The 12,761-nt window shown below is 58.6% G+C and carries 11 protein-coding genes; 4 read left to right on the top strand and 7 right to left on the bottom strand.

Features of this window, described 5'->3' with window-relative positions:
• Nucleotides 1-99: 99 nt before the first annotated feature.
• The 3 genes from QBL02_RS00175 to QBL02_RS00165 all read right to left on the bottom strand — a co-directional run bounded on the left by QBL02_RS00175 (nt 100) and on the right by QBL02_RS00165 (nt 6,149).
• Nucleotides 100-2,568 carry an HAD-IC family P-type ATPase gene (locus tag QBL02_RS00175; RefSeq protein WP_282724311.1) on the bottom strand — a complete coding sequence of 823 codons (2,469 nt, stop codon included), beginning with the start codon at nt 2,566-2,568 and terminating at the stop codon, nt 100-102.
• A gap of 168 nt (nt 2,569-2,736) precedes the next feature.
• Nucleotides 2,737-4,338 carry an ABC-F family ATP-binding cassette domain-containing protein gene (locus QBL02_RS00170; RefSeq protein ID WP_282724310.1) on the bottom strand — a complete coding sequence of 534 codons (1,602 nt, stop codon included), beginning with the start codon at nt 4,336-4,338 and terminating at the stop codon, nt 2,737-2,739.
• A 320-nt stretch (nt 4,339-4,658) separates the two neighbouring features.
• Nucleotides 4,659-6,149, bottom strand: coding sequence for an MFS transporter (locus QBL02_RS00165; RefSeq protein WP_282724309.1), 1,491 nt, complete (start codon nt 6,147-6,149; stop codon nt 4,659-4,661).
• Between QBL02_RS00165 and soxR the strand changes: the two genes are divergently transcribed.
• From soxR to QBL02_RS00145, 4 genes are read left to right on the top strand one after another with little or no spacing between them, the layout of a single operon-like run.
• On the top strand, nt 6,148-6,660 hold the full coding sequence (gene soxR / locus QBL02_RS00160) for a redox-sensitive transcriptional activator SoxR (RefSeq protein ID WP_282724308.1): 513 nt from the start codon (nt 6,148-6,150) through the stop codon (nt 6,658-6,660). The two genes, QBL02_RS00165 and soxR, sit on opposite strands and share 2 nt — an antisense overlap.
• Nucleotides 6,661-6,699: 39 nt before the next feature.
• Nucleotides 6,700-7,368, top strand: a complete 669-nt coding sequence (locus QBL02_RS00155) for a FadR/GntR family transcriptional regulator (RefSeq protein ID WP_282724306.1) — start codon at nt 6,700-6,702, stop codon at nt 7,366-7,368.
• On the top strand, nt 7,365-8,171 hold the full coding sequence (locus QBL02_RS00150; RefSeq protein ID WP_282724305.1) for an ATP-binding cassette domain-containing protein: 807 nt from the start codon (nt 7,365-7,367) through the stop codon (nt 8,169-8,171). The genes QBL02_RS00155 and QBL02_RS00150 overlap by 4 nt, the downstream gene beginning before the upstream one ends.
• Before the next feature lie 35 nt (nt 8,172-8,206).
• Nucleotides 8,207-9,193 carry a pseudouridine synthase gene (locus QBL02_RS00145; protein ID WP_282724304.1) on the top strand — a complete coding sequence of 329 codons (987 nt, stop codon included), beginning with the start codon at nt 8,207-8,209 and terminating at the stop codon, nt 9,191-9,193.
• A gap of 3 nt (nt 9,194-9,196) precedes the next feature.
• Here QBL02_RS00145 and QBL02_RS00140 read toward each other — a convergent pair whose 3' ends face one another.
• The 4 genes from QBL02_RS00140 to QBL02_RS00125 all read right to left on the bottom strand — a co-directional run bounded on the left by QBL02_RS00140 (nt 9,197) and on the right by QBL02_RS00125 (nt 12,755).
• Nucleotides 9,197-9,736, bottom strand: a complete 540-nt coding sequence (locus tag QBL02_RS00140; RefSeq protein ID WP_282724303.1) for a YaeQ family protein — start codon at nt 9,734-9,736, stop codon at nt 9,197-9,199.
• Between the two features lie 65 nt (nt 9,737-9,801).
• Nucleotides 9,802-11,142 (bottom strand): LCP family protein, encoded by a 1,341-nt coding sequence (locus tag QBL02_RS00135; RefSeq protein ID WP_282724302.1) that lies wholly within the window; start codon nt 11,140-11,142, stop codon nt 9,802-9,804.
• 148 nt (nt 11,143-11,290) lie between these two features.
• Nucleotides 11,291-11,725, bottom strand: a complete 435-nt coding sequence (locus QBL02_RS00130) for a hypothetical protein (protein ID WP_282724301.1) — start codon at nt 11,723-11,725, stop codon at nt 11,291-11,293.
• A gap of 79 nt (nt 11,726-11,804) precedes the next feature.
• On the bottom strand, nt 11,805-12,755 hold the full coding sequence (locus QBL02_RS00125; protein ID WP_282724299.1) for a DUF4031 domain-containing protein: 951 nt from the start codon (nt 12,753-12,755) through the stop codon (nt 11,805-11,807).
• Between the last annotated feature and the right edge of the window lie 6 nt (nt 12,756-12,761).

Here is a 12,761-nt window from a genome sequence, read left to right as displayed (position 1 = left end):
GCGAAGCGCCGCCAACACACCGAAGTGGCAAACACGCATGCCACAAAAGAAAAGCGCGCCGCAAACCCCGTTGATCTACAGCGCGCTCTACAAACGCGATTAGTTCGTCGGCGGTGGCACAAAACGGCGCATCACACGCCACACAATAGAACGCACAGCAATGCCACCGATACCAAAGCACACTGCAATCAACACCGCGCGCCAATCGTGAAGATCAACGTCAAAGACTCTGCTGCCCAGCGGCGTGATCATGACGGTCAGCATGCAGCCCGCCATAGTAGCCACCAGTGCGATCTTCCAGCCGCGATACGGCCTTGCCACCATTGCGAGCACAAAGAACGACACAATCACGAGCCCGAGAAAGGCCGTGGACGAGTTCAACACCCGCATCGAGTCATCAGTGCCAAACACCGCTCGCGCCGTGAGATACGCGCCAAACGACGAGAGCGCTGCACCTATTCCACCAGGCACAGCTTCACCGAGCACACGTCGCACAAAACCATCTTGCGCTCTTGCCGCGTTTGGCGCGAGCGCCAAGAAGAACGACGGAATGCCAATCGTAAACCAAGCGATCAACGTGACATGGCGAGGCAAAAACGGGTAAGGAATGGTGGTCACCACAACCAAAAACGCGAGCAGCGCCGAATAGAGCGTCTTCGTCAAAAACAGCGTGGCAACACGTTCAATATTGCCGATCACACGGCGACCCTCAGCAACCACGTGAGGCAGAGTGGCAAAGGAATTATCTAGCAACACAATACGCGAGACCGCTCGAGCAGCCGGCGAACCAGAACCCATCGCGACACCAACATCTGAGTCTTTAAGCGCAAGCACATCATTGACACCGTCTCCAGTCATCGCCACCACGTGACCTTCGCCCTGCAACGCGTGCACCATAGCGCGCTTCTGCGTCGGAGTTACCCGACCAAAGGCAGCGTGTTCTGCCACCGAATCAGAGAACTCACTCGACTCCGGATCGAGCGTGCGCGCATCAATCGCATCGCGACCGCGAGGCACGCCGGCCTGCGAAGCGATCGCGCCAACAGCGGCAGCGTTATCGCCCGAGATGACCTTGATGCCAACCTGCTGCTCAGTGAAGTATTGAATGGCACCGGGGGCCTCAGCACGCAGCCTCTGGTCGAGCACGACGAGCGCAACCGGGCTGAGAGCGCCCGGCAGAGTATCGGCGGGCAAAGCCTCAGGCGATCCAGCGAGTGCCAACACGCGCATGCCCTTTTGCGCGAGAGCCTCTGCTCGATCGCTCGCGATATTTCCAGCGGGCAAGAGCACGTCTGGAGCGCCAAACACCCAACTCAAGGTTCCTTCATGTGCGCTGTCAAGCTGCACCGCAGCCCACTTGCGGGCCGAAGAGAACGCGACGTTTCTTGCCGTCGGGAGCTGTTCCGCGCTCTCCAAATACTCAAGAATTGCAACCATACTGCTATTCGGGTTGCCCTCGGCGAAGCCGATTGTGCTGAGCGCCGAGGCGAGTGCGGGCGGAACCTCCCGCGCAGATTCTTCGGCATGAGCCTCAAGCTGGCTCAGCTCGACACCGGCTGAATCGAGTTCTGAAACGAGCTCTATTCGGCTCACCCGCATGCCGTCTTCGGTGAGAGTTCCAGTTTTATCAGTGCACACCACATCGACACGGGCAAGTTGCTCAATTGCGGGCAGATCTTGCACCAGACAGTTGCGGCGGCCAAGGCGCACCACGCCGACGGCCATGGCGATGCTGGTCATCAGCACCAAACCCTCGGGCACCATAGGTACGAGTGCCGCCACCAAGCCGCGCACGGCATCACGCCACTCCTGGCCACCGGCAAGCTGGTTCCACACAGTGGCCGCACCAACCGGAATGAGCACCCAAGTGACGTACTTCAGAATCTTGTCGATACCCGCGCGTAGCTGAGAAGGAGGTTTCCTGAAAGCACCGGCCTCACGGGCGATCTTTTCGGCGTAAGCATTTGCCCCAACGGCAGTCGCCACAAAACTGCCCGATCCAGCGACAACAAAACTGCCCGAAAGCACCTGTGCGCCGCGGTGCGCGAGCACCGGATCCGATTCGCCGGTGAGCAGCGATTCATCGATTTCAAGCGCAACCTCGTCGACCACAATGCCATCAACTGGAATCTGATCACCGGCGGCAATCACAACAATGTCATCGAGCACAATTTCTTCTGATTGCACCTCGATCACGCCCTGCTCGCGGCGCACTTTCGTGGGAGTGCGATTGAGCAGAGCGAGTCGGTCAAGGGTCTGTTTCGCGCGGATCTCTTGCACCATGCCAACCACGCTGTTCACGATGATGAGCAGGCCAAACATGCCGTCGATGAAATACCCGGTGCCGAGCACCAAAGCAAACAGCACCGAATAGATCAGGTTGACGCGGGTGAACACATTCGCGAAGATAATCTCGCCAAAACTGCGACTCGTGCGAGCCTCAACTGCATTGCTTTCGCCCCGCGCCACGCGCTCGCGCACCTGGGCGTCGCTCAGCGGTGTGTTCTCGGCAATGCTCACGAGTTCTGGTGAGGCGTCTGGCGACTGATCTGGCGCAGATGGGGGCATACTTCATCTTCCCAGATCAGCCTGAAAAGTCTGCGGTTTTTTTCGTATGGCAGCCGGTGAGAGAGCTGCCTTTGGTGGGACAAAATTGGCAAAATTGCCTCACCAAAGGCAGAACTCTCAAACTTGGCAACCGCGGGAGGCCGTGCGAAAGCCTGCGCGCGAGGAGAGCTACTTGGGAAGTTCACCCAAGCGGCGCATGCCCCCATCGAGTTCAACCACCGTGTCAATGCCGATCCTCGACAAAAACGCAAAATCGTGGCTCACCACAATGAGGGCGCCCTTGTAAGCGTCAAGGGCCTGTGCCAGCTGTTCGATACTCGACATGTCAAGGTTGTTCGTCGGCTCATCAAGCAGCAACACTTGGGGCGTTGGATCGGCCAGCAGCAGTTTCGCGATAGACACCCGGAAGCGTTCGCCGCCCGAGAGGGTGTTGACTGCCCGGTCGGCACTATTGCCACGAAGCAGCAGCCTGGCCAATTGATTCCGAATGGTTCCCTCCGGCGTGCCAGAGGCCACCGCCTGCACATTCTTTACCGCGCTTGCCGCCTCATCGAGACCGTCGAGGCGCTGCGGCAGGTAGCCGATGTGTTCTGCGAGCAACCGACCCTGGGGCTTGCCTGGCTCTGGCTCAGTGCCGCGAAGCATCTGCGTGAGCAGCGTTGACTTGCCGCTACCATTGGCGCCGATGAGCGCCACCCGCTCTGGCCCCTGCACGATGATTTGCTGGTCGCCGTCACGCAGCTCGGCAATCTTTCGACTGCGCGGCACTCCCGGGTCAGGCAGCGTCAGGTTGATTTTGCTCTCATCTCGCACCCGTGAGTCTGCTTCATCAAGCGCTGCCTGAGCGGCTTGTACTTTGCCTTCCATTGTGCTGCGTAGCGAGCCTGCCGCAACCTGAGCGCTATTGGCGCGCATGCCCGCGATAATCTTCGGAATACCGCCGTCACGCTGCGTCTTCTTCGCGGTGCGTTCGCGCCGGGCGAGCTTCACTTCGGCTTCAGCGCGTTGACGCTTCTCGGCTTTCAGGGCTTGCTTAGCTGTGGTTGCCGCCTGTTCGGCTGCGGCTTGCTCGGCCTCGCGGTGAATCTTCCACTCACTGTAGGGCCCGCCAAAGCTTTCGAGTCGGCCAGCGTGTAGTTCAGCTGTCTGCTGCATGCGGTCAAGTAGTTCAATGTCGTGGCTCACAATAATGAGGGTGCCCGGCCACTCGGCAATGAACTGCGCGAGTTTAGCTCTGGTGGCGCGATCAAGGTTGTTCGTTGGCTCATCGAGCAGGGTGATCGCTGTGCGCCGAATCTTGAGCCCGACAATCGCAATCAGCATGCTTTCGCCTCCTGAAAGCTCGGCCACACTTCGATCAAGATCCTCAGCCGAGAATCCAATCTGGTGCAGAGCTTCATCTGCGCGCGACTCGATATCCCAGTCGTCACCAATCTGATCAAAGTGTGCCTGATCGACATCGCCCGATTCGATTGCCCGAATCGCTTCGAGCGTTTGGTGAATGCCGAGCAATTCGGCAACTGTGGTGTCGCGGCCGAGCGTTAGGGTTTGCGGTAGATACCCCACCTCGCCATTGCTATCAATGCGGCCAGATGTTGGCTGCAAGATTCCTGCGATGAGTTTGAGCAGAGTCGACTTGCCGGCGCCGTTGTTGCCGATCAGTCCGGTAGTGCCACTACCGAATGCGCCGTCGATTGACTGCAGCGCAATACTGCCGTCGGGCCATTCGAAGCTGAGCTGATGCAAAGAAACAGTTGAAGTATGAGACATGGTTACCTCCTTGTGCACAGCGATCGAAACTACGCGGGCTCTAAAACGCTGGATCGCGAAAAGATTCGGCGATCTAGCGTGAGGGCGCACTGAAAAAGAGGTGCGTCGATAGCTGTGCTGTGTGGTTGCCGTCGAATGCGGCGGTGAACAGAAACCGTGTGCGGCAAAAGGAGCCGAGGTTTCGACTACGAAACGCTGTAAAACCCTGAACTGCATTGCCCTCTGGGGCAGCAGCGGGTGCCACGCGTAGTGGCTAAGCGCCGTCTATTTCAATCATCTCCACGAAACAAGGGTAACACGGCTGCTGGAGCTGCGCTTAGCTAGCTGGACTTGCTGCTGTCCTGGGTCGCAGCGCGCGTCGCCAAAGGTGCCGCGAATAGTGCAATCAGTGAGAGTCCCGCAACGCCGAGAATCACCCAGCGAGCCTCTGCGACCGGAACACCGTTGCCGAGGGTCATCAGGTTTCCGGCGATTGCCGAGGTGAGCGTGAACGCGATCAGCTGGGTGGTGCTCATCGCTGCAGAGGCTTTTACGCCTTCAATGGGGTCAGCTGAACTGCGCATGGCGGCGGACGAGAGGTGCGGAAATGCTAGGCCAACGCCTGCACCAGCGACAATAAGCAAGATTGCCCAGAGCACCACCATGCCGGTGCCTACCCCTGCGGTTTGTAGCGCACCGTAGGCGATCAGAGCCACGCTGAGCAGCCAGGGCGCGAAGCGAACGATTCGATCGGCGGTTACTCCCGAGTAGTTCACGCTGATCAGTTGCGCGCTGGTCCAACCCACTGAGAGTACAGCGCCAATGATTCCAGCGATGAGTGGCGTCACTCCAGCAAGCTGTTGCGTGTAGAGCGGAATGAAGTTTTCGACGGTTACTCCGGCGCAAAGAGCAGCGACAGTGAGGTATATCCATTTGAGTGAGTTGCCGCGCTGGTAGGTCGCACGGGGCAAAACGCCGTGTGGGGTGCGTCGGTCAAGCCAGAAGAAGGTGACTAGCGCGAGCACGCTAGCTGCGAGCAGTAGCGGCACCGCGATGCCGGTACTGGTTGACGCGAAGCTCAGCAGGGCCGCTACTGCGGTGAGCAGCAGCATGGAAAGCAGGGGCAACGGGGGCTGCGCGATTCGTTCGGGGGCTGCGAAGCCGAGAGCTTTGAGGGAGACGAGGATCAGCACAAGCGATACGGCGCAGAGTAGCCAGAGTGCACTTCGCCAGAATCCAAGCTGTGCTGAGAGACCCCCGATTGCTGGGCCGATGAGTGTGCCTACCCCGAACATGCCAGAGATGAGGCCAGTGCTTCGGGTCCAGAGTTCCGCGGGCAGGGTGGTGCGTATGACGGCGTAGCCGAGGCCAGTGAGTGCGCCTGCGCCGAGGCCCTGCACTGCCCGCCCGGTGACAAACAGTTCCATGGTCGGTGCGAGTGCGCTCGCCGCAGTGCCGAACGTGAATAGCGCGAGGGCGAGTGTGTATGAGCGACCTGCGCCGATGGTGCCTAGTAGTCGGCCAACTATCAGGGTCGCGATCACGGCGGTGATGAGGTAGGCGGTTGATGCCCAGGCGTAGAGGTGTGCTCCGCCGATTTCGGCCACGATAGATGGCATCAGTGAAGCAATGAAGTACAGGTTCATTGCGTACAGGCCAACACCACTAGCGAGAACGACGACGACCGTGCGGTGTTCACCGCTGAAGAGGTGGGCCCAGCTTCCTGTTTTGTAAGGGGTGGGTTTTGCCCGCGTTTTTGGCGCGGAGGCTTGTTCTGATTCGGGTGTTGGTGGCAGGTCTATGGTGCCAGTATTCGGCGAAGTTTCAGTCATGAGAGTTAATCTAGAACTTCAAGTTAACTTGAAGTCAAGCTGGGAGGGTGCCGTGCAAGAACGCAGAACGCCACAGGATCTCCTCACGGTCGGTGAGGTGGCAAAACGGGCCGGTATCGCTACGAGCGCCGTACGCTTTTATGAGGAGCAGGGACTCATCACTGCCGAGCGCACTGCGGGCAATCAGCGCCGTTACCCGAGGTATGTTTTGCGTCGCATCGGAGTGATCCTAGCTGCGAGACGTTTTGGCATTCCGCTGGCTGAACTTACCGAGGTCTTCGCGAAGTTGCCAGATGATCGCATGCCGAGCAAGAGTGATTGGCGGCGCATCTCGAATTCTTGGCGCGAGCGACTTGAAGAACGCAGGCGGGAGTTGCAGCAGTTAGAGGATGAACTTGTCGGATGTATTGGCTGCGGTTGCCTGTCGCTCAATACCTGCAATGTTTTGAATCCGGGGGATCAGCTGGGCGAAGAGGGGGTGGGGCCGGTTCGCCTCGGTGGCGTTCGCTAGGGTAGACTCAACTCCTCAGACAAGTAGATGGGTTTTGTGATGGAGCAGGTAAAAAGAACTCCCCTCGCTGACCAAGCGGCAACACTCTTGCTCGCGCGCATTCGAAGCGGCGAGTGGACGCTCGGATCAAAGCTGCCGGGCGAGACGACACTTGGCCCGCAACTTGGCGTCGGTCGTTCGACTGTGCGTGAAGCAATACGTCAACTGGCAGGGCAAGGCGTGCTCGAATCGCGCCAAGGTGCAGGCGTCTTCGTCATCGCACTCGATATCGCCGAAGACTGGGACCTTGTACTTAAGCGCGTCGATATTGTCTCAGCACTAGAAGCCCGCAGCGCCATCGAGACTGAAGCAGCCTCGCTCGCTGCGACCAGGCGCACCCCGGCTGATCTGCGACACATGCGCAAAGCGCTGCAGCTCAGAGAACAAACACAAGAGAGCATTGAATCGCATGTTGACGCAGACATGGCGCTGCACCGCGCGATTGTCGCTGCCTCGCACAACGAACTACTGCTCGAACTCTTTGACGGCTTCGTGCCGCGAATTCGCAAAGTCATGATCGAGATGCTGCGCTTGCACCCGGTTCCTTCTGAAGAAGCGGATCAGGATGCCCATGCACAGATCATCGAAGCTATTGCTGATCGAAACGCGCAACTCGCCGCTCGAACAAGCCGTGCCCACCTTGACGCACTGAAAGGAATGTTTGCATGAGCGCAGGCGCAGCAACCACTCCCGTTGTCGAACTCAACCAGGTGACCTTTAGGCGTGACGGTCGTGAGATTCTCGACGCTGTCTCGTTTTCAATTCATGCTGGTGAACACTGGGTGATGCTCGGACCAAACGGAGCTGGCAAAAGTACCATTCTGGGTTTTTGTGGGGCGCAAACATTTCCGACGACCGGCACCGTCGATCTGCTCGGCCATCGCCTTGGCAGAGTCGAGTTGCAGGCACTTCGCCGCGAGATAGGGCACGTGAATCCGCGACACCCACTGCAATCACCACTCACCATCACCGAGGTTGTGCTGACAGGACTCACTGGCAGCATCGAACTGATGATGCGTTGGCAGCCCAGCGAAGCAGAACTCGTCAAAGCGCGCGAACTGGTAGATCTGCTTGGTCTTGGCGGCAAATCAGAGCACCGTTGGACAAACCTCTCACAGGGCGAACGCGGGCGCGCCTTGATTGCGCGCGCTCTCATTTCTGAGCCAAAACTGCTGCTCCTCGATGAACCATCAACGGGACTCGATGTCGCTGCACGAGAGCAGTTGCTCGAAACCATTGATCTGCTCGACAGCACCCATCCAGGCCTCGCCTCAGTGCTGGTAACGCATCACCTCGAAGAGATTCCCGAGACCACCAGTCACGCTGTGCTGCTCTCACACGGTGCTGTTGTCGCTGCCGGCCCGGTGACCGAGGTGCTGCGTACCGAGCTTGTGACACAGGCTTTCGAACATCCGATCAGCGTCGAGCACGCCAATGGCCGATGGAGCGCCCGCACACTCAGACCCTCCTGAACCAGCGGCCCGGCAGCGCGCGGTAGCATCGTCTGGTGCCTCCCAAGTCTCCGCTACCGCAACGTAATGGCCTCGATCCAGCGTGGTTGCGAACTGACAACGCGATTCGCGGAGTGCCGCACGCTTGGGCCACCATGCGTGACTGGCTGCACGAACGCTTGCACAAGCACATTGACGTTGATCAAGCGATCGCAAACGGCACTTTCGTGCTTGAAGACGGCAGCCAGATTACGGCGCACGAGGTCTACCGTCCGCACACATTTATCTGGTTCCATCGTGAACTGCGCGAAGAAGCGCCCGTTCCGGGCATGATCCAGGTTGTCTACCGTGACGAACGAATTCTTGTCGTCGATAAACCACCATTCCTGTCATCGATTCCGCGGGGCCGCCATGTCACCCAGAGCGTTGTGGTGCGGTTGCGAGCTGAGCTCGGGCTGCCTGAGCTTACGCCGATGCACCGCCTCGACCGAGTCACCTCGGGCCTGCTATTGCTTGCCACCGAGCAGCGCTGGCGCGGCGCGTACCAGTCGATGTTTCAAGATGGCGCGATTCACAAGCGCTACCGGGCGATTGCGCCATTGCGCGATGACCTCGATTATCCGGTAACGGTGCGCAGTCATCTCGCGAAACAGCACGGAGTTATGCGCGCCGAAGAAGTGCCTGGCCTCGCCCCAAATTCTGAATCAATTGTTGAGCTGATTGGTGAAGTTCCGGCGTCAGAAGTTCCCGCTGCCTTCGCGCCTACTGACTGGCCCGGCAAAAAGGGCGACGAGGATCGCCTCGCCGAGTACAGACTCACTCCGGTCACAGGCAAAACCCATCAATTGCGATTGCATTTGGCGAGCCTTGGCATTCCAATCGTGGGCGATCCGCTCTATCCAGTCGAACGAGACGTTGCGATTGACGATTTCAACATTCCGCTGCAGTTGCTTGCTAACGAGCTCCGCTTCACCGACCCGATAGACGGCAGCGAGCGAGCATTTACAAGCGCAAGAACGCTTCCGCTCGCGAGTGAGACGTGACAACTACACCAAGTCGTGCGTTCGCACGGAGGACTCAAATGATTCGCCGTTGAGCTCCACGTAAAGCGTGCCCTCGGTCGCTGAGACGGAGAGCTGGTTTCGGCGATCCAACGCACCCGTTGCTGCCTCAATAAATTTTGAATCAAAGCTGCGCAACACTACCTCGCTTGCACGGTGAATAGTTTTGCCCTCCCAAGCCGCCAACAATTTCGCTGGATCCCGGTGGGTGTATACCGCGGCGTGGTCGGCAAGTTTGCTGCCGGCGTGCACTCGGGCTGCGTCGGGAGAACCGACCTCGATCCAAGCGGTCACCTTGCCGGTGAGGTCTTTGACGAGCACAGCGGGGTCTTCAGCGGTTGACACACCGCCACCAAACTCAATGCCGTCTTGGTATTCGAGGCAGTAGGCGAGAATGCGGGTGATCATAAACGCCTCAGTCTCTGAGGGGTGCTTGGCGACGCGCAGGGTGAAATCTTCGTAGACACCACGATCAACGTCGGCCAATTGCACACTGAACACAAGCATCGTTGAACCAATAGCCACGTAGCAATTCTAGCTGTGGGGTGTGGTGTGCGCAGCACTCCGCGCCCACCACACCCCCTGGCTGGCTAGTTCACGCAGGGAACCCCACCCGTGCGGATCGGCTGATCCCACGAATCGTAAACTGCGTTGCCAGCGTCGTTGCGCGCCGGTTCGCTCGGTGCCGCGGGTGCTTCGCCCGCTTCGCCGTCGCTTTCTTCGGCAGTGCCATCTGCTGGGGCGGAATCTTCCGCGGGTTGATCCCAGTAGCTGCCGTCAAAGATTGACGCAACGATGGACTGAATCTCATCAACATCAACGACGTTCACGGCTTTGCCATCGATTTCATCAAATTCAACAATTGGCAGGGTGATAAAACCAGCACCGTGGTTTGCCGCGTCCTTTGCGATCCGCAAGAACGTGATCGCGTCGAAACCCGAATCGAGGGCAACATAGTTTTTGGTGGCATCCATCAAAGACGCGACGGTGATCGGATTCATAAAGGTGCTTGAGCTCTTCAGCTTCTCAGCGAGAGCGACCATAAATGCCTGCTGGCGGCGTGACCGGTCAAGATCGGTGAGGTAAGGGCCGTCTTCGCTGGTATCTCGGCGCTGACGTACAAAGCTCATGGCCTGTTGAGCATCAATTTCTTGCTCGCCAGCCGCAAAATACGCGCCAGAGAAGCTATCTTCGGTGGCCTGGTTGAGGCACACATTGATGGGGGCGACGGCCTTCGTGACCTCGTAGAAACCACCCATGGTCATTTCCACAAAGTGGTCGATTCTGACGTCGCCAAGGAAGTGTGAAACTGTTTCGATTTGTGCCTGGCGGCCAGCTGCGCGGGCCTCCTGATAGATCTCGTCCTCTGAGAGACCCTCATTGTCGTCGTTGAGTTCGCCTAGTCGCTCCGACATGCGCAGGCCGTAGGCTTCTTTGATTTTGGAGTGGCTTACGCCGAGTGGGGCACCTACGATTTCGACGTAATCATCACGGGGGATCGATATTCCCACGGTTTTTGAGCGATCTGCTGGCATGTGCAAGAGCATCAGCACATTGGCGTTGTATCCGCCGTCGTCGGAGCCGCCGGCGTGAAGTGCATCGTAGATTTCCTGGGGCAGTTCGTTGCCGTTCTGATCGACTCGACTATCCATGCCCATAATGAGAATGTTTTGCTCGCCGGGGTCGACAAAGGTGTCTTCGACCATTGGCAGCTGGAATTCTGAGCGCACCACACTTCTATTGAGGTCTGCGAGCGCGAAGGCGATCGCGCCCACTGATGCCAAGAGGGCGACTGAGAGTGTGGTCGCAATGGTGATGAATAGGCGCTTGCGCCGGCGACGTTTCGCGGCGTAGTGGCGCTGTGCGACGTGCTGGGGCGAATCCGAGTAACTGAATTCAGATCGTGAGGAGGGCGATTTGGGGGTCGTCATATGCGGAGAGTCCGTTTCTGCGAAGTCTATGTTGGCGCAGTGTTTTCACACAAGAATGCGCGAGGCTGCCACGGGGCAGCGCGAAGCTAAGGGAGAGCGCCGTGAAAACAACGGCACGGTGTGCCACCGGCTGAGGTAGCTAGGGGCCCTAGGCTGCGACTAACGGAGGGGAGGTGGGAACCTCTTTGACCGGTGATAGCGGTAGCAATAGTCGTGAAATGCGTTGACGCTCGAGACCGCTGAGCGCTGGTGCCGGGATAAACGACTCGCGCACAACTGCGGCGGTCGGGTGCGTGAGGGCTGCGTGAACCAGCCCCTCGGTGTCGCTTCCCTGAGCGTCCAGACCCGGGCTGCCTTCTGGCTTATCGTCTGAAACGACCTCGAGCGTTTCTTGCTCGCTACGGGACTCATCAAATCGCAGTGTCTGTTGCGACGAGTGTGAAGTCTGTGGCGAGTTCGCGTTTTGGGCAGCCTGCATGACGTCGATCATCCAGAAAGTCGGCATGCTGAGTGTCAGCACGGTGAGCAGCGTCAGCAGGCGTGCAAAAGCACGCGGTACGCGTGGCTGCGCGACTGCCTGCATCGTCTACTCCTGAAAAGTTCGTCTCACCGAAGTTGCGATCGTAGCAGGATCTGCTGAAGGTGCGGTGGAAAAACTCCCGTTAGTACTTCGAAAGTTCGGCAAACTCGCTTCGCAGATTCTCGCGCGCTCGATCTTCCCACAGCGCTTTCGCGGCATCGCTGCGGTAAATCTTCGGCATCAAAAGGTAGCTCTCAAGAATCTGAGCGCGACCGTTCGCGAATGCGCTGTCAGATACGTGCGCGTACTCTCGGCGAACCGAAGAAGCATAATCGGCATAGCGTGTGGGCGAGGCTGCAAAAATGGAAAGGTCAGCATCGAGAAGATGAGCGAGTGAGGCCGGTGGATCCGCTACCTCCCTTGCTGGAATGGTGGCAAGTACGTGGTCGCCCACGCTAGCCACCAGTGCACCATCGAGTGCGAATTCTGCATCGGTAAGCGAACGCAGCGCCAGCTCAGCTGAAGCTGCCTCGTCCTCTCCGGCGGAGCCTTCATAGACAGCATCGTGGAACCATGCAGCGAGCAGCGTTTCGGGCGCAATCATTTCGCCGCGCACCTGCAAATGATTCAGGGCGAGCAGCACGTCTTCCAGGTGGCGCTCATCGTGATAACTGCGATGTGGCTCGTTCCAGCGGGTCAACAGATTTGCGCCGAGAGCGTGCCAATTGTTTCGTTCATCTGGGTCGAGAGCCGAAGAAACCTCAAGTCGGGTTCCCAGCGCGAGCCATTCGTTTTGTAGATAGTGGCGGCGGCGCAATGGACGCACAGCTTCACGGTCAACTCCGCGCACACGCAGCCCAGATCCGCGTAGCCGATGAACCACATCTTTTGCGGTCACAGCTTGGGCCCCGAGCAAGACAGCCCGCTCGTACAACGAGGCAGGCACGTCGTAGTGATCCAAATCAAAGCCGCGACGCGGTGCACCGAGCTTCGCGGCGAAAAGGTGAAGCTCGTCGTAATCACTGTCAGAGATCAGGTGACTCCAAAGTGTGCCGTGAGCTGGCCAAGCCGGGGGATCAATCAGAATTGCCATGGGCTC

The organism is Leucobacter sp. UT-8R-CII-1-4 (genome assembly GCF_030010235.1).
In the GTDB taxonomy this organism is placed as follows: domain Bacteria; phylum Actinomycetota; class Actinomycetes; order Actinomycetales; family Microbacteriaceae; genus Leucobacter.
Note: the sequence above shows the minus strand (reverse complement) of the source record. Positions and strands in the feature narration are given on the sequence as shown.

Coding starts and splice junctions, on each gene's coding strand:
- QBL02_RS00135 (WP_282724302.1), bottom strand. CDS start 11,142: ATGACGACCCCCAAATCGCCCTCCTCACGATCTGAATTCAGTTACTCG.
- QBL02_RS00170 (WP_282724310.1), bottom strand. CDS start 4,338: ATGTCTCATACTTCAACTGTTTCTTTGCATCAGCTCAGCTTCGAATGG.
- QBL02_RS00155 (WP_282724306.1), top strand. CDS start 6,700: ATGGAGCAGGTAAAAAGAACTCCCCTCGCTGACCAAGCGGCAACACTC.
- QBL02_RS00175 (WP_282724311.1), bottom strand. CDS start 2,568: ATGCCCCCATCTGCGCCAGATCAGTCGCCAGACGCCTCACCAGAACTC.
- QBL02_RS00125 (WP_282724299.1), bottom strand. CDS start 12,755: ATGGCAATTCTGATTGATCCCCCGGCTTGGCCAGCTCACGGCACACTT.
- QBL02_RS00150 (WP_282724305.1), top strand. CDS start 7,365: ATGAGCGCAGGCGCAGCAACCACTCCCGTTGTCGAACTCAACCAGGTG.
- QBL02_RS00165 (WP_282724309.1), bottom strand. CDS start 6,149: ATGACTGAAACTTCGCCGAATACTGGCACCATAGACCTGCCACCAACA.
- soxR (WP_282724308.1), top strand. CDS start 6,148: ATGAGAGTTAATCTAGAACTTCAAGTTAACTTGAAGTCAAGCTGGGAG.
- QBL02_RS00130 (WP_282724301.1), bottom strand. CDS start 11,725: ATGCAGGCAGTCGCGCAGCCACGCGTACCGCGTGCTTTTGCACGCCTG.